Genomic DNA, 16,524 nt, shown 5'->3' on the forward strand with positions numbered 1-16,524 from the left:
CGGCTTCAGGCAATCCGCTCACGTTTCACGTCAGGTGGCGTGGCTTCTTCAACCAGCATCTTAACCACCTCTTCCAGCTTCAGCGATTGCTGGGCCTGCGAGCCGAGGCGGCGGACATTGAGCGTGCCCTCTTCCATCTCGCGCTTGCCGGCGACCAGGATGACCGGGATCTTGGCCACCGAGTGCTCGCGCACCTTGTAGTTGATCTTCTCGTTGCGCAGATCCGTCTCGACCCGGAGTCCCGCGCGGGCGAGCTCCTGGCGGACCTTCTCGGCATAGGCGTCGGCATCCGACACGATGGTGGTGACTACCGCCTGGATCGGCGCCAGCCAGAGCGGGAAATGCCCGGCGAAGTTCTCGATCAGGATGCCGGTGAAGCGCTCCATCGAGCCGCAGATGGCGCGATGGACCATGACCGGCATCTTCTTCTGTCCGTCGGCATCGACATAAAAGGCGCCGAAACGCTCCGGCAGGTTGAAGTCGACCTGGGTGGTGCCGCACTGCCATTCCCGCCCGATCGCGTCGCGCAGCGTATATTCGAACTTGGGACCATAGAAGGTGCCCTCGCCCGGATTGATGCCGGTCTTGATACGCCCACCCGAGTCCTTCGAGATCCGGTCGAGGAGCCGGCTCAGCACCGCCTCGGCATGGTCCCACATAGCATCGGTGCCGACCCGCTTCTCCGGCCGGGTGGCGAGCTTCACGACGAATTCGGTGAAGCCGAAATCGGCATAGACCGACAGGATCAGGTCGTTGATCTTGAGACATTCCTCGGCGAGCTGCTCCTCGGTGCAGAAGACATGCGCATCGTCCTGGGTGAAGCCCCGGACGCGCATCAGCCCGTGCAGGGCGCCGGACGGTTCGTAACGATGCACGGCGCCAAATTCCGCAAGCCTTATAGGGAGATCGCGGTAGGACTTGAGACCATGTTTGAAGATCTGGATGTGGCCGGGACAGTTCATCGGCTTGAGCGCGAAGACGCGTTGGTCCTCGGTCTCGTCTCCCGCCGTCTGCACCTTGAACATGTTCTCGCGGTACCAACCCCAATGGCCGGAGGTCTCCCACAGGACCTTGTCGAGGACCTGGGGCGCATTGACCTCCTGGTAGTCGGCGCGGAGCCTGCGGCGCATATAGGCGATGAGCGCCTGGAACAGAGTCCAGCCCTTGGGATGCCAGAACACCACGCCCGGGCCCTCTTCCTGGAAATGGAACAGGTCCATCTCGCGCCCGAGCCGGCGGTGATCGCGCTTTTCGGCCTCTTCCAGCGCCGTCAGATAGGTCTGGAGGTCCTTGTCATTGGCCCAGGCGGTTCCGTAGATGCGGGTGAGCATCGGGTTCTTGGAATCGCCCCGCCAATAGGCGCCCGCCACTTTCATCAGCTTGAAGGCGCCGCCGATCTTGCCGGTCGAGGTCATATGCGGGCCGCGGCAGAGGTCTATCCAGCCGCCCTGATCATAGAATTTGATGTCCTGGTCGGCCGGAATGGCGTCGACCAGTTCGACCTTGAACAACTCGCCTCTTGACTTGAAAAATTCTTTCGCCGCTTCACGTGAAACGATTCGTTTACTAAATGGCTTGTCGCGGGCGATGATTTCCCGCATTTTTTTCTCGATCGCGGGAAAGTCTTCCGGGGTAAACGGCTCGTTGCGGAAAAAATCATAAAAGAAGCCGTTTTCGATCACCGGCCCGATCGTCACCTGGGTTCCGGGATGCAGCTCCTGGACGGCTTCCGCCAGCACATGGGCGGTGTCATGCCGGATCAGCTCGAGCGCCTCGGCATCGTCCCGGGTAATGATTCGCACCTTGGCGTCCCCGGTGATCGGGTCGGCGAGGTCGACCAGGACGCCGTCCTTCATGAGGGCGACGGCTTTTTTCTCGAGGGATTTGGAAATGGAGGCGGCGAGCTCGGCGCCGGAAAGTCCCGCTTCGACCTGGCGCACCGCGCCATCGGGAAAAGTCAGATTTATCATGGTCTTCTCCTGCTCACTCCTGCACACGCAGCAGGTAAGCTTTAGTGTTGCAACCGGCCGCTTATGGCAGCGCTTGCTTTTCCGGTCAATGCGGCCGGCGCGCCGTATACGGATGATCAGCGGTCGGAACAAATCAACTCGATAACCAGACGTTAACCTTAACAAGACATGATCCCTGACTGAACTGCAGCGCAACTCAGTGGGGAAACTAACCATGACTAAATTTCTGCTTCGCCTCTCTCTCTGCACCGCCGCCTTGGCCGCGGTGACCACCACCGTCGCCCATGCCGCCGACTACGAGCCGCCGCCGCCCGAAATGCGCGGCTCCTGGACCGGCCCGTATGTCGGCGCCTTCGTAATGGGCGTCGGCGTCGAAAGCCGCTATGACGCGACTTGCGATGATCCGGCGGACTGCCTTATCGATCCTGAAATGAGCGGCTTCACCTGGGGTGGCGGCCTGCTCGCCGGCTTCAACTACGACATCGGCAATGGCTTCCTGGTCGGCGTCGAAGGCGATTATGGCTGGGCCGGCAAGGTCGACAATGACGATCCGGGCGAAGCCACCGAGATGAAGATGAAGGACATCGCGACGCTGCGCGCCCGCGCCGGCTACATCTTCAACGACGACACCCTCTTCTACGCGACCGGTGGTGCGGCTTGGATCAAGACGACCTTCGGCGGCGAAGTCGGCGCCATTCCCGATCGTGAGTTCATCGACGACACCCAGTGGGTCAGCGGCTGGACGGTCGGCGGCGGCATCGAGCATGCCTTCTCCGAAAGCGTGCATGCCCGCCTCGAATATCTCTATCTCGATATGCAGGACCAGGAATACGATCTCGATGTCGGCACGGTCGACCTCGAATTCGACGGCGGCGTCCATTTGATCCGCGCCGGCCTGACCTTCAATTTCGGCAACTACTTCTGATCACTGCCGTTTGAGTGCCTCTGGTTAGTTGCTTAAAGCTGCCTGCAGTCCGAAGGCGCTGGAGTCCCCCTCCGGCGCCTTCACTGCTTGTGGCTTCGCCATGCCACATGCCGCCAGGCGCGCCAGTCGCGCGGAAAATCCTCAGGCACCGGATCGAAGCCATCGCCGCCCCAGGGATGGCAACGCGAGACGCGTGACAGTCCCAGCCAGAAACCGGCCCAGGCGCCATGCCGCCGGATGGCGTCCATCGTATAATCCGAGCAGGTCGGCAGATAACGGCAGCGCCGTCCCAGCACCACGGACACGCTGAGCTGATAGGCACGGATCAGTCCAAGCAGCAAAAATCCCACGGGCGTGGTCGCCTGTCGCTTTTCCGCCGCATCGCGCCGTTCACACATTCTGTCGCTTTCACCAGCCGGTTAAAGTCGGCCCACCCGTCACGGAGATAGGCATGTCCGCCGAGAAGCCCAATATTCTTTTCATCATGGCCGATCAATTGGGCGCGCGCAGCCTGAAGGCTTACGGCCACCCGCTCGTCCGGACACCCCATCTCGACCGGCTGGCGCAAGAAGGCGTCGTCTTCGAGAACGCCTACACGCCGAGCCCTCTCTGCGCCCCTGCCCGCGCTTCGGTAATGAACGGGCTGCTTCCTTCGCGCAGCGGCGTCTATGACAATGCCGCCGAGTTCCCCTCCGCCATTCCGACCTTCGCGCATTATCTGAGGATCGCCGGCTATCGCACTTGCTTGTCGGGAAAAATGCACTTCGTCGGTCCCGACCAGTTGCACGGCCTGGAAGAACGGCTCACCACCGACATCTACCCGGCCGATTTCGGCTGGACACCGGACTGGCGCCTGCGTCAGGAGCGCATCGACTGGTGGTATCACAATATGACCTCGGTGTTGCAGCCGGGCATCGCCGAAATCACCAACCAGCTCGAATTCGACGACGAGACCGCCTTCCTCGCCATCCGCAAGATCTACGACTATGCGCGCTACGAGCCGGAGACGCCCTTCTGCCTGATGGCCTCCTTCACCCATCCGCATGATCCTTACGCGGCGCGCGCAGAATTCTGGAACCTCTATCGCGACGACGAGATCGACCTGCCGGCGATCCCGGCCACGCCCAAGGACGCGCTCGACCCGCATAGCCGGCGCCTCTACGAGATGTCGGCTATGGACGATTATGCGGTGACGGAGAAAGACATCCGCGCCGCGCGCCACGGCTATTACGCCAACATATCCTATGTCGACGATCTGGTCGGCCAGTTGATCGCGGCGCTGGAGACAACGGGCAAGCTTGACGACACCGTCATCGTCTTCACCTCCGACCATGGCGATTTCCTCGGCGAGCGCGGCCTATGGTACAAGATGTCGTTCCTCGAGCCCGCGGCGCATGTGCCTTTCATCGTCTGGTCGCCGAAACGTTTCGCGCCGCGCCGGGTGCGGGAACCGATGACGCTGTGCGATATCCTGCCGACCTTTGCCGATCTCGCCCAAAGCGGGAATGCAAAGCTCGCGCGCAAGGTCGACGGCAGAAGCCTCTATCCCCTGCTCACCGGCGCGCCGGAGGATCCGCAGGCGACCGCCTGGGGCGAATATCTCGCCGAAGGCGCCATCGCGCCGCTTTATATGCTGAGACGGGCAAACTGGAAATTCATCCACACACCCGCCGATCCCGATCAGCTTTTCGACCTCGAAAACGATCCCGATGAGCGGATCAACCTCGCCGGGGATCCGCGCCATCAGGCAAAGGCGGAGTCGTTCCATCGCGAGGTCGAGCAGACCTTTGACATTCCGCGTATCACAGCTGAGGTGCTGACCAGCCAGCAGTCCCGTCTGATGATGTTCGAGGCCCTGCGGCACGGCGCGCATTTCCCCTGGGATTTCCAGCCGCTGCGCCAGGCCTCCGAGCAATATACGCGCAACCACATGTCGGTGACCGACCGCGATCTCAAGAGCCGCTATCCGGCAGCTCCCGATATCGAAGACAAGCGACGCTGATTTATGCCGGCACGGCGGCTTTCGCCTGTGCCTTCGCCTCGATCTGATCGAGCGCATCGACCACCGCGTCGAAGGTGAGAAGCGTGGAGGCGTGCCGGGCCTTGAAGTCGCGCACCGGGACCAGCGCTTCGAGATCCTGCCACTTTCCGGCGGGCGGGTCGCCGCCCTCCTTCAACATTGCATACATTCTACCGCGTAAGGCCCGGAGCTCCTCCGGGGTGGAGCCCACGACATGACGCGCCATGATCGAGGACGAGGCCTGGCCCAGCGCGCAGGCTTTGACCTCATGGCCAAAATCGCTGACCTTGCCGTCTTCGAGCTTCAAATCGATGGTGACCTTGGACCCGCACAGGCGCGACACCGCGGTTGCCGTTGCGTCCGGCGCATCGAGGCGTTGCAGCCGGGGAATATCGGCAGCGAATTCAAGGATCTTGCGATTGTAGATTTCGTTGATCATGCACACATTCTATTGCGTCGGAAAAGCGCCGCAAGGCGTCCTTCGGCAGGTTTGCCCCTGGAACCCGCCCATGATATGGGATCGGCCAAAACGGATGTCAAAGTGAGCCCCAATATGGATGCTGTCGTCAAGAAAATCGCGCGAGAATCGGCGGTCAAGCGCCCCTCCCAGGAGGAGGCCGAGGAAGCCGTTCGCACGCTGATCGCCTGGGCCGGTGACGACCCGACCCGCCAGGGCCTGATCGACACCCCCAAGCGGGTGGTCAAGGCCTATAAGGAATTCTTCAAGGGCTACAGCGAGGATCCCCTCCAGGCGCTGTCGCGGACCTTCGACGAAGACGAAGGGTATGACGATATCGTCATGCTGCGCGACATCGAGTTCAACTCGCATTGCGAGCACCATATCGTCCCCTTCATCGGCCGCGCCCATGTCGCTTATCTCCCCTCGGATTCCGTCGTCGGCATTTCCAAGCTGGCGCGCGTCGTCGAGATCTATGCCCGCCGGCTGCAGACCCAGGAGACCATGACGGCGCAAATCGTCAAGGCGATCGATCAGGCGCTCAAGCCACGCGGCACCGCCCTTCTCATCGAGGCGGTGCATCAGTGCATGTCGCTGCGCGGCGTCAACAAGCGCAACGTCTCGACCATCACCACCCAGTTCACCGGCGAGTTCAAGTCCACCCCGGCACTCCAGGCCCGTTTCATGGAACTGGTGCGGGCACCGTCGGGCGGCTTCTCCCTCTGATGTCGAAGGGTGACGAAGAATCGACCGTCTTCGCGCCGCGTTATGACGACAAGGGGCTGATCCCGGCCATCGTGACCGATGCCAAGGACGGCGCCGTGGTGATGCTCGCTTATATGAACGCCGAGGCGCTGCGCCTGACCCTCGAAACCGGCGAGGCGCATTATTGGAGCCGTTCGCGCGGCGAGTTGTGGCGCAAAGGCGCCACGTCGGGCGACACGCAAAAGGTCGTCGATCTCAGGCTCGATTGCGACCAGGACACGGTCCTCGTCTCCGTCGCCATGGCCGGGCGCGGCGTCGCCTGCCATACTGGACGGCATTCCTGCTTCTACCGTCGGGTGAAGCCGTCGTCACAAGGTTACGAACTCGAAATAATCTGAGATTTCCTGATCTTCCGTGCACGGTGTAAGCTGGCACCATGAACGGAAATGTCAGGCACGCGATCGGGCTGGCGCTCGGTGCGGGCGCAGCACGTGGCTGGGCCCATATCGGCGTCATCGAAAGGCTGGAGGAGAACGGCATCCACGCCTCCTGCATTGCCGGCTCGTCGATCGGCGCGCTGGCCGGCGGCATGCATGCGGTGGGCCGGCTGCAGGGCCTCAAGGAATTCGCGCTCGGTCTGACGCGCCGGCGTGTCCTCTCTCTGCTCGACATTTCCTGGCGCGGCTCCGGCCTCATCGCCGGCGAGAAGCTCGGCGGCCTGCTCGACGAGGCGGTCGGCAGCACGACCTTCGCCGATGCGAGGATCCCCTTCATCTGCATCGCCACCGAGCTCGGCACCGGCCATGAGCTGTGGCTGCGCTCGGGCGCGCTGGCACCGGCGATCAGGGCCTCTTATGCGCTCCCCGGCGTCTTCCGCCCGGTGCGGGTCAATGGCCATTGGCTGATCGATGGCGGCGTGGTCAATCCGGTGCCGGTCGCCGCCTGCCGGGCGCTCGGCGCCCGCATGGTGATCGCGGTCAATCTGGGCCCCGAGACCGCCGCCGGCATCGCCATCCAGAATCCGCCCGACATCGCGGCGAGCGACAAGGGCAACACGGCGCCGAGCCTTACCTCGGTGCTGGTCGCCGCCTTCAACATCACGCAGGACCGGCTGTCGCGCTCGCGCCTCGCCGGCGATCCGCCCGACATCTCGCTCAATCTGCGTGCCAATGGCGTGGGCCTGTTCGAGTTCGACAAGGCCGAGAAGGCGATCGCCGCCGGGCGCGAGGCCGTCGACCGCGCCATGCCCGAGATCGAACGCGCAATCTCAGTATTGTAATTCTACCAAGTCTGTTCGACCGCCTTCGGCTGCGGCCAGGGCTTGAAGCTGTGCAATGCTCTCGTCCGGACCTCTAACGCATTGGCCAGGGTCTCAGCCATGTTGAGCGCGTTCAGAAGCTCGGTCTGAGTGAAATAAGTGAGATAATCCCCTGCGAGCTCGGTCTTGCCGGCGCTGATCAGAGCCTCGGCCGCTTGGCCGACACTGTCATTGAGGCAGCGCAGTTTCCGTTCGACGCCCTCCCACACCGCGGTGACTTCCGGCAGATAGGTGTCGGGCTCCTGTAGCATCACATATAGCAGCCGCTTGAACACTTGCGCCGCCGAACGCGTCGCTTCGATCTGCTGCGGCACCAATGAAACCTTATCCGGCTTGCGCAGATCGATGAAATTGGCGGATTCGCCATCGGTCAGATAGCGATGCATCCGATATTCCTCAGGCACATCCCTGACGCCCATATGGACCGGCACGAAAGGCGCGGCGAGTGCGCCGATCTGCGTGTGCCACAGCACGCGGAGCGCGTCATGGCGCGGATGCCGGAGCGGCACGATCTGGCCGTAACCCGCCGTGTCGCCGGTGAGCTTCGGGGTGCGGATTGCCCAGGCGATGTCCTCGAAGGAGATCTTCTGCGGCCGCTTCGCCCGCACCTTCATCTCGTCTTCGATCCAGCTCACGCCGGCCCAGCGATAGAGCCCGTCGCCATAGATCGCATTGGCGTTGAAGACATCACTCTTATCGGGATCGAACCAGCCCTGGGCCACCGCGAAGGAGATGAGGTTGGGCGAATAGAGGAAATCCGGATGCCGCTCCTTGAAGGGGATATCGCCGATATAACCGGGCCGCGACGCGCGGATGCTGTCGGGGCCCAGGCGCTCGGCCGCCCACAGGCCTTGGCCGCCCGAGAACTGGATCACGACCCAGCCCTCTTCCGCATCGGCGATCAGATGTGAATTGCCGCCATAGGTCGAATGTCCATATCGCGCGATGAGATCGCCGATCAGCTCGACGCCTTCGCGCGCACTCTTCGCTCGTTCCAGCACGAGCCGCGCCAGATCGCTGTAATTGGGCCCGCTCTGGGTCTTGGGCGTCATGGCGTTGAGATCAGCCTTCGATGCCGACCACACATCGCGCACCGCGACGCCATATTCATTGAGGCCGCCATTGGTGAGCGGCGCCGGCACGCCGCGGAAATGGCTGTAGCTCACCCTGATATGACGCGCCGTCTCGGGCACTTGCGGAATCTGCGACAGCGCGCCCGGAAAATCCGACTCCGCCGTGACGCCGACCGTCACCATGGCGTCCGCCGCATGCGCGCGGCGCGGCACGATCTCGAGCCAGTGGCTCGACGGCTCATCGCCATAACCAGCCAGATAAGGCACGCCGTCCGACGTATGGTTCTTTCCGATATAGAGGGCGTAGCTCATGACTTCTCCTGATCGATATGCCGCCAGAAATGACAGGCGACCTCGTGGCCGTGACCGGCGGTTTCAAGCGTTGGGGCCTCGCTGCGGCAGCGTTCGCTCGCATGGACGCAGCGTGTATGGAAGCGGCAGCCGGCCGGCGGATTGCGCGGGCTTGGAATTTCACCCGGCACGAGGAGTCGCCCACGCTTCCGCTCCGGCGCATCGATTTGCGACGTGAGCGACAGCAGGCTCGCGCTATAGGGATGCGCCGGCCGGTCGAAGACGGCTTCCGTCGGACCGATCTCGACGATCTGGCCCAGATACATCACCGCGATGCGATGCGCCATATAGGCGATGAGATTGATGTTGTGGGTGATGATGAGGAAGGTGAGGCCGAGCTCCTGCTGGAGATCGCGCATCAGATTGAGGATCGCCGAGGCGGCGGAAACATCAAGGCCGGCGGTCGGCTCATCCGCGACGATGAAATCGGGCTTGAGCGCCAGCGCCCGGGCGATGCCCACGCGACGCGCCTGCCCGCCCGACAGCTGATGCGGGAATTTTGCGGCGAGATCGGCCGAGAGACCGACCATCGCCAGCAAGGCGTCGACGCTCTGCTGCTCCTCCGCAGCGATGCCATGAATGCGGTACGGTTCGGTCAGCAGCGCGGCCACACGCTGGCGCGGCGACAGGCTCGCCTGCGGATCCTGGAAGATCATCTGCACCCGGCGGCGGAAATCCCTCTCGGGGATCTGGCGCAGGTCCTTGCCCGCAAAGGTAATCCCGCCGCTGGTCGCCGCCTGCAATCTGAGCATCACCTCGCCCAATGTCGTCTTGCCGGAACCTGATTCACCGACGAGCCCGACAACCTCTCCGCGCCTGATGGTGAGATTGATGCCATCGATCGCCCGCACCGGCGGCCGCGCGACCGAGAGCAGACGCCCGACAAATCCCGTCGCCTCACCAAAATGCTTGCGCAGATCACGCACCTCGATGAGCGCTTCGCGTTCGGGCTCCTTGACCGACACCTTGAACGGTGGCGCCGCGACCGACTCAGGCGCCTGATCGCCGATCCGCCAGGCCTCGGCCTTCGCCGGATCGAACATGTGGCAGCGTACGCCACCGCCGGCTTGCGGAACGAGGCCCGGCTCTTCTTCGCTACAAATGCCGCGCGCCATCGTGCAGCGCTCGGCGAATTTGCACCCGGGCGGCAGTGCCGACAGGCTCGGCACGCGGCCTGGAATGGTGGCGAGTGCCGCGCCGCGCCGAGTGCGCGAGGGAATACAGTCGATGAGCGCGCGCGTATAGGGATGGGACGGATTGTCGAACAGTGCTGCAGCATCGTTCTCCTCGACGACGCGGCCGGCATACATGACGATGACGCGGTCGCAGAGCTCGGCCACCGTGCCCAGATCATGCGACACATAGACGATGGCCGTGCCGTGGTCCTCACGCAATTGCTTGAGGAGCTCGAGGATTTGCGCCTCGAGCGTTACATCGAGCGCCGAAGTCGGCTCGTCGGCGACGAGGATCGAAGGCTGGAGCAGCAACGCCGTCGCGATCGAGATACGCTGGCGCATGCCGCCGGAAAATTCATGCGGATAGCTCGCCATCCGTTCCGCCGCGTCGGGAATGCCGACGCTCGTCAGGGCTTTGACGGCCTCACCGTGGAAGTCGGCGAATTTCGCTCCCCTCGCCTGATGCGAGCGCCAGGCTTCCGCCATTTGCGAGCCGATCCGGAAGGTCGGGTTGAGGCTCTGCATCGGATCCTGGAAGATCATCGCGATGTCGCGGCCGCGCAGCCGCCGCAGCTCCTCCTCGCCGAGCCTCAGCATGTCGCGGCCCTTGAGCCAGGCTTCCCCCCGGTCGATCTCGGCATTGCCGGGCAACAGCCGCAGGAGTGAAGCCGACAACGTCGACTTTCCGCAACCAGACTCGCCCACCACGCCGACGATCTCGCCTGGCGTGACGGTGAGCCCGATATCGCGCAAGGCGGCGTAGACATCACCATCGAGATGATAGGAGACGTCGAGCCCCTTGATGTCGAGAAGCGGCTTGTCGCTCATCTGGCGCGCCTCATCAGGAAACGGCCCGTCCGCCGGCCCAATCCGGCGAGACGCGGATCGGCGATATCGCGGAAGGTTTCGCCCAGAAGCGTGAAGCCGGTGGTGACGAAGATGATCGCCATCAGCGGGCCGACCAGCGGCCAGGCCGAGATCGCGACATTCACGAAGCCTTCATTGAGGAGCACGCCCCAGTCAGGCGCCGGCGGCGGCACGCCGAGACCTAAGAAAGCAAGCCCCGCCTCGATGACGATGGCGCTCGGTATGTCCATGGCGACGACCACCAGCAGAGGCGGCAGCATATTGGGCAAAAGATGCAGGAACATGATGCGGCCGCGCCCAGCCCCGAGCGAGCGTTCGGCCTTGATATAGGGCTGGTGCCTGGTCGACAGCGCCAGGCCACGCGCCAGGCGCAGATAGTATGGAAAGAGTGACAGCGCGATCACCAGCGTGGTGTTGAGGACCGACTGGCCCACCAGCGTCAGGAGGGCGAGGCCCAGGATCACCGAAGGAAAGGACAGGAAAGTATCGGCGATGACCGTCAATACGCGATCGATGAGGCCACCCACATAACCCGCCACCAGCCCCAGAAGCAGCCCGGCGGCGAAGGCCGAGAGCACGGCCGGAAAGGCGATGGTGAGAGCGAGCCTGGTGCCGTGGATCACGCGCGAGAGGTTGTCGCGGCCGAGATGATCCGTACCGAGCCAATGATCGAATGAAGGAGCGGCGAAACGCTTGGCCATCGCGATGGCGGCAGGATCATAGGGCGCGATGAGTGGCGCCGTGACGGCGACCAGCAAGGTCAGCGCGACGATGGCGAAGCCGATCGAGCCGGCCGGCCGGGCGAGCATCCGTATCACGGTTTGGCGCAGCTCAGACACCGGTCTCGAACTCCTCGCTGAGGCGCACACGCGGATCGAGCACGCGGTAGGAGAGATCGGCCAGGATATTGGCGCAGATGAAGAACAGCGCGTAGGTGAAGACGACGCCGCGAATGACTGGCCAGTTGCGCTGATCGATCGCCGACAGCGCCAACGTGCCGAGGCCGGAACGACCGAAGATCGTCTCGGCAAAAACGGTGCCGGTGAGGCTATATCCGACCATGAGGCCGAAAAGTGCTACGATCGGCAGCACCGCATTGCGCAGCGCATAACGGTAGAAGATCACATTCTCGCGGAAACCGAAGGCGCGGGCGCTGCGGATATATTGCGTGCCCAGCACGTCGAGCATGGTGGCGCGCAGGATGCGTGGCAGATAGCCCCACCAGAACAGCGCCAGCGCTGTCGCCGGCAGGATGAGACGCGAGATATAATTGATGGGATCGGAGAATTGCCCTGCCCCCATCGCCGGCAGATAACGCAGCTTCACCGCGAAGATCAGCAGCAGGATGAGCGAGGTCACATAGACCGGCGCGCTGACGAAGACCATCGACAATGCGTGGGTGAGCCGGTCGAGCACGCCGCCGGGCCGGCGCGCCACCGCGATGCCGAGCGGAATGCCGCCTGCCACAGCGAGGATCATGCTGGCGAGCGCCAGCGCCAGCGTATCGGCTAGCGCCTCACCGATGAGTGTCGTCACCGGCACGCCACCGACGAAATCAGTGCCGAGGTCGCCACGCAGGAGCCCTGAGAAGAAATCCCAGAGCTGCATGGCGACCGGCTTGTCGAGCCCCATCTTGATGCGGATCTGCGCGATTAGCTCCGGCGTCGCATGGGCGCCGAGGACCGCGCGCGCCGGATCGCCCGGCACGAGATGCACCGCTGCGGCAAGCAGCAGCGCCGTCAGGAACAGGACGACGACGGCGCCGCCGAGCCGCTTGAGGAGATAGCCCGCCACGCTGAAGACCCCGCCGGCTCACACCTTCTTGAAATATTGCAGATAGGGATTGCCGTTCGGATCGAAGGCGGCCTCGACATTGGCCGCCGTGACCGCGCAAGCGACCTGGTGATTGACCCAGATATAGCCGAGTGACGCGTCCATCAGCTTCTGCATCTGGATGGCAATCTCGGTGCGCTTGGCCTCGTCGCGCTCCGCCGCCAGCTCCTCATGCAATTTGTCGTAATCGGCATTGCAGGCGAAGGCCCAGTTCCACTGGCCAAACTGGTCACAGGTGAACCATTCGAACTGATAGAAGGGATCGGGCGCGCCGCCGTAATTGCTCCAGGAGAGCTGGCCCACCGCCTTGTCCTTGATGTAGGTGTCGGGCGGCGTCAGCAGCACGTTCACCTTGATGCCGCCTTCGGCGAGATTGGCCTGGATCACTTGCATGACGGTGGCAGCGGTCGCCTGGCCGCCGGCGGGCGTCGACAGATCGAGCTCGAGCGCAGATGCGCCGGCCTCGGCCAACAACGCCTTCGCCTTCTCGACATCGCGCTCATAGACCGGTGCCTTCGGCCAGTAGCCGACACCCATCTGCGGCGCGATCAGCGCGTTGAGCCTGGTCGCCACATCGAGATCCTGCGCCTGGATGAGCGCCGGCACGTCGACGAGATAGCGGATGGCTTCGCGGACTTTCGGATTGGCAAGCTTCGGATGCAACACGTTGAGCTGCAGGAAATTGTAGCTCATCGGCTGCTGCAGCACATAGGCCTTTACCGTCTCGTTGTTCTGCAACCGCAAGGCGTCGAGCGGTGAGATATTGTAGGTGAAGTCGAAATCGCCGCTTTCGACACCGGCGGTGAGGGCCGCCCCAGTCGGCGCGCTGCTCGAATTGACGAGCGAGACTTTAATCTCGTCCCACGGATAGGATTTCGCGTCCTGGCCGGCAGCGCCGCCATAAGCGGCGAAGCGCTTCATGACCAGCTCCTTGTTCGGCGTGTAGCTCACCACTTCATACGGACCGGTGCCGACCGGCGCTTTGAGCCAGCCTTCCTTGCCGAGCGCCTCCATCGCCTTCTTCGAGACGATGAGCCCGCTCGTCGCATAAGGCAGCGTGAGGCGCAGCATCGGCGCGAAGGGTTTCTCGAAGACGATCACGCCGGTATATTTGCCGGTGACCTGGACTTCCTTATAGCTGCCGAAGTCGCCGCCATAGTAGGAGACATCGCCCTCCGCGGCATCGGGATAGAGCTTCACCTTGCCGGTGGCGCGATCGAAGGAATATTTCACATCCTCGGCAGTGAGCTCGCCAAATCCGCGATGGAACTGAATGCCTTCCTTCAGCTTGAAGCTGATCGTCGTGCCGTCGGCCGCGAGCTCGAGCGTCTCGGCGAGCCGGTTGACCGGCTTCCATTCACTGCCCGGCATATAGCTGGTGAGGCCCTCATAGACCGTGCTGAAGGGCGGGAACGGATAGTCATAGACATTGGTGAGCGTATCGAGCGTGCCGGGATCGAGCTGCGGGCCGAAGCGCAAGGTTGTGCCCTCGGCCCAGGCGACGCCGGCGCCCAGCGGACGAAGGGCGGCGAGCGCCGCGGCGGACAACAGCAGGTTTCTGCGTGTGATCATTGAAATCTCCCTAGATGGCTTGGCTTCTGGTCGAGCCAATTCAAGCCGTGACGGTGGTCGTGCGTTTGGCGATGAGGAAGATGTGGCAAAACTGGCGGAACGGCCATTTCGCTGGTTGTTATAAACCCTTCGCATTGTGACGCTTCTGATGCGTCACCAAGAGAAGATCAGACATCCACCCAGGCCCCCAGGACCTTCTCGCCGCGCGCCATCTTATTGCTGATGCGCTGCTCGATGTCGGGCCGGATCTCCTTGTCGTGCTCGGGGAACTGCCCGCAGCAGCTGAGCGCCTTGCGCACATCGATGCTGGGCGAGATGAATTCGAGCAGCACGCGCGAAGTCGCCGGTGTACGCCGGTTGAGATTGGAGGTCGCCGTCTGGATGCCGATCAGCTGATGGATGCGGCTCGCATGGCTCGGATAGAGGATCGTCTGGGTGACCGAGTTCTTGAGGATGACCTCTTCCTCGAAGACGAACAGCCGGTCGAGGATGAAGGTGACGAGGCCCAGATATTTGAAGATCGCCTCGGTCTGCTCGCTGCGATCGCGCCGGCGGATGATCTCGATGTTCTTCCAGTAGCAGATGCGGTTCTTGCGATAGATGCGTACCAGCGATTTAGTGACGTAGCCCGGAAAGGCGAAGGAATAATAATAGCGGAAGTAATAGCCGAGATAGCGGTCGGGGATCGTCTCCGATTGCGCCTCGAGGCGGCGCAGCGTCTGCGTCGCGGGCGTCAGTACCGGCGCCGCATGGGCGTTGCGTGGCTTGAGCTTGACGATCTCGGCGAAATTCGCATGCGGCAGCAGGATCTCGGAATCGAGCACGCCGAAATGATCGCAGATGAGTCTCAGATTGCTGCGCGAGGGAAAGACCGAGCCGGCGAGATATTTGTTGAATTGCTGCCGGTTGAGGCCGAGACGACGGCAGACTTCGGCGATCGACTTCTCATAGCTGCACAACAACGCCAAGTTGCAGCAGAAATCCTCCGCGTCCATGAAAGCAACTGTCTCCTCGCCTTCTCCTCCCTTGGGCGGGAAGAGATTATCCCGAGGAAGCGATATAGCTCTTCATCTCCTCGGCTTCACGCTCGATCGCCTCGATGCGGTGTTTCACCACATCGCCGATCGAGATCATGCCGCCGAGCTTGCCGGCCTCGACGACCGGCAGATGGCGCACGCGATGTTCGGTCATCAAGGACATGAGCTCCGCCTCGGTGTCGCGTGGCGCGCAGGTCTTGACCGACGAGGTCATGAACTCCTTCACCGATTTCTCCAGCGCCTGGGCTCCGCCGGAAGCGACAGCGCGCACGATATCGCGCTCCGAGACGATCCCGCCAATACGGCCTTGCGCATCGACGATCACCACGGCACCGATTTTCTTGGCGGAAAGTACCTGGGCCACTGCGAGCACCGTGTCACCGGGCCCGGCCGTCACGACGGCGCGGCCTTTGGCGTTGAGAATTTGCGCAACAGTCATGCACACACCTCCAACTTCGCTGACGGGAAGCTTAACATGATCTCAGCCGTGGCGCACCCCTCTCCGGCTGACGACGAAGTAAGCAATGAGGCCGGCAATGAAGCCGCCGAGATGCGCCTCCCAGGCGATGCGGGCGCCGTCGGCGAAAGTCGGCAGCCACTGCACGCTCGACAAGAGAGTCATGACCAGAAAGATCACCATGAAGATCATCGCGCGGCGGTCGCGCAGAAACTCGCCGAAACTCAAGGGGCCGGCTCTGCCGCCAAACATGATCGGAATGGCGGCCGCGAGCAGGCCCGAGACGGCGGCCGAAGCACCGACTGCGACGATGAACACACCCCAGAATAGCACGAGCATGGCGATCGCCCCGCCGAGCGTCGAGACGAGGGCAATCAGGAGAAAGCGCAACGTCCCGAATTGGCGCGCGACCGGCGTGCCGAAGATAAGAAGCCAGATCGAGTTGAAGAGGACATGCAGCCAGCCATCATGCAGGAAGGCATAGGTGACGAGGCTCCAATATTGCGAGCCCTCGATCATGGTCGTGGCCTCGGGCCCCTGGAAGCGCGCCGGGATAAGAGCGAAGGCATAAAACGACCAGGTTTCCCAGTCCTTGCCGGCCCATTGGATGGCCGCCTGGATACCGATCAGGATGGCGATGAGGACAAGGACGGCTGGTGGGGCGTTAACTATGGGGCCGCTACCGCTGCGTAACGCCCTGTCAATCTGGGTCTGATCTGGGCCGCCGCCGGCCCCGCCGGTCATTTGTGGCACGGGAACTGCAC

At 62.9% G+C, this 16,524-nt stretch carries 16 protein-coding genes; 5 read left to right on the forward strand and 11 right to left on the reverse strand.

Going from position 1 to position 16,524, the window contains the following annotated elements; all coding sequences use genetic code 11:
• Positions 1-5 precede the first annotated feature (5 nt).
• The gene (gene thrS, locus JHL16_RS01750; RefSeq protein WP_200183189.1) at positions 6-1,970 is read right to left on the reverse strand and encodes a threonine--tRNA ligase; all 1,965 of its coding nucleotides are present in this window, start codon (positions 1,968-1,970) and stop codon (positions 6-8) included.
• 214 nt (positions 1,971-2,184) lie between these two features.
• Here thrS and JHL16_RS01755 point away from each other — a divergent pair, with 214 nt between their 5' ends.
• Complete coding sequence (locus JHL16_RS01755; protein ID WP_200183190.1) at positions 2,185-2,895, forward strand: outer membrane protein; 711 nt, start codon at positions 2,185-2,187, stop codon at positions 2,893-2,895.
• Between the two features lie 80 nt (positions 2,896-2,975).
• Here the strand turns inward: JHL16_RS01755 and yidD are convergent, their stop codons facing one another.
• Positions 2,976-3,293: a membrane protein insertion efficiency factor YidD gene (gene yidD, locus JHL16_RS01760; protein WP_200183191.1), complete on the reverse strand. Its 318-nt coding sequence runs from the start codon at positions 3,291-3,293 to the stop codon at positions 2,976-2,978.
• A gap of 53 nt (positions 3,294-3,346) precedes the next feature.
• Between yidD and betC the strand changes: the two genes are divergently transcribed.
• Positions 3,347-4,897 (forward strand): choline-sulfatase, encoded by a 1,551-nt coding sequence (gene betC, locus JHL16_RS01765; RefSeq protein WP_200183192.1) that lies wholly within the window; start codon positions 3,347-3,349, stop codon positions 4,895-4,897.
• A gap of 1 nt (position 4,898) precedes the next feature.
• On the opposite strand, the gene JHL16_RS01770 is transcribed toward betC, so the two are convergent.
• Positions 4,899-5,354, reverse strand: coding sequence for an iron-sulfur cluster assembly scaffold protein (locus tag JHL16_RS01770; RefSeq protein WP_200183193.1), 456 nt, complete (start codon positions 5,352-5,354; stop codon positions 4,899-4,901).
• Between the two features lie 114 nt (positions 5,355-5,468).
• Here JHL16_RS01770 and folE point away from each other — a divergent pair, with 114 nt between their 5' ends.
• From folE to JHL16_RS01785, 3 genes are read left to right on the forward strand one after another with little or no spacing between them, the layout of a single operon-like run.
• Positions 5,469-6,098 (forward strand): GTP cyclohydrolase I FolE, encoded by a 630-nt coding sequence (gene folE, locus JHL16_RS01775; RefSeq protein ID WP_200183194.1) that lies wholly within the window; start codon positions 5,469-5,471, stop codon positions 6,096-6,098.
• Positions 6,098-6,475: a phosphoribosyl-AMP cyclohydrolase gene (gene hisI / locus JHL16_RS01780; RefSeq protein WP_137856813.1), complete on the forward strand. Its 378-nt coding sequence runs from the start codon at positions 6,098-6,100 to the stop codon at positions 6,473-6,475. Before folE ends, hisI begins: the two co-directional genes overlap by 1 nt.
• Positions 6,476-6,513: 38 nt before the next feature.
• Positions 6,514-7,356, forward strand: a complete 843-nt coding sequence (locus JHL16_RS01785) for a patatin-like phospholipase family protein (RefSeq protein ID WP_200183195.1) — start codon at positions 6,514-6,516, stop codon at positions 7,354-7,356.
• A 2-nt stretch (positions 7,357-7,358) separates the two neighbouring features.
• Here the strand turns inward: JHL16_RS01785 and JHL16_RS01790 are convergent, their stop codons facing one another.
• The 8 genes from JHL16_RS01790 to JHL16_RS01825 form a co-directional block, all read right to left on the reverse strand.
• Positions 7,359-8,780: a C69 family dipeptidase gene (locus JHL16_RS01790; RefSeq protein WP_200183196.1), complete on the reverse strand. Its 1,422-nt coding sequence runs from the start codon at positions 8,778-8,780 to the stop codon at positions 7,359-7,361.
• Positions 8,777-10,822 (reverse strand): dipeptide ABC transporter ATP-binding protein, encoded by a 2,046-nt coding sequence (locus JHL16_RS01795; protein WP_200183197.1) that lies wholly within the window; start codon positions 10,820-10,822, stop codon positions 8,777-8,779. The genes JHL16_RS01790 and JHL16_RS01795 overlap by 4 nt, the downstream gene beginning before the upstream one ends.
• Positions 10,819-11,700 carry an ABC transporter permease subunit gene (locus JHL16_RS01800; protein ID WP_200183198.1) on the reverse strand — a complete coding sequence of 294 codons (882 nt, stop codon included), beginning with the start codon at positions 11,698-11,700 and terminating at the stop codon, positions 10,819-10,821. The genes JHL16_RS01795 and JHL16_RS01800 overlap by 4 nt, the downstream gene beginning before the upstream one ends.
• A complete protein-coding gene (locus tag JHL16_RS01805; RefSeq protein ID WP_200183199.1) occupies positions 11,693-12,655 on the reverse strand; it encodes an ABC transporter permease subunit in 963 nt (320 codons plus the stop codon). The genes JHL16_RS01800 and JHL16_RS01805 overlap by 8 nt, the downstream gene beginning before the upstream one ends.
• An 18-nt stretch (positions 12,656-12,673) precedes the next feature.
• Positions 12,674-14,266: an ABC transporter substrate-binding protein gene (locus tag JHL16_RS01810; protein ID WP_200183200.1), complete on the reverse strand. Its 1,593-nt coding sequence runs from the start codon at positions 14,264-14,266 to the stop codon at positions 12,674-12,676.
• 167 nt (positions 14,267-14,433) lie between these two features.
• Entirely contained in the window at positions 14,434-15,261 is an 828-nt protein-coding gene (locus JHL16_RS01815; RefSeq protein WP_200183201.1) for a helix-turn-helix domain-containing protein, read from the reverse strand.
• Positions 15,262-15,307: 46 nt separating this feature from the next.
• Positions 15,308-15,742 carry a CBS domain-containing protein gene (locus JHL16_RS01820; protein WP_200183202.1) on the reverse strand — a complete coding sequence of 145 codons (435 nt, stop codon included), beginning with the start codon at positions 15,740-15,742 and terminating at the stop codon, positions 15,308-15,310.
• A 42-nt stretch (positions 15,743-15,784) separates the two neighbouring features.
• Positions 15,785-16,504: a rhomboid family intramembrane serine protease gene (locus tag JHL16_RS01825; RefSeq protein ID WP_246770767.1), complete on the reverse strand. Its 720-nt coding sequence runs from the start codon at positions 16,502-16,504 to the stop codon at positions 15,785-15,787.
• Between the last annotated feature and the right edge of the window lie 20 nt (positions 16,505-16,524).

The organism is Taklimakanibacter albus (assembly GCF_016595235.1).
Lineage (GTDB): Bacteria > Pseudomonadota > Alphaproteobacteria > Rhizobiales > Aestuariivirgaceae > Taklimakanibacter > Taklimakanibacter albus.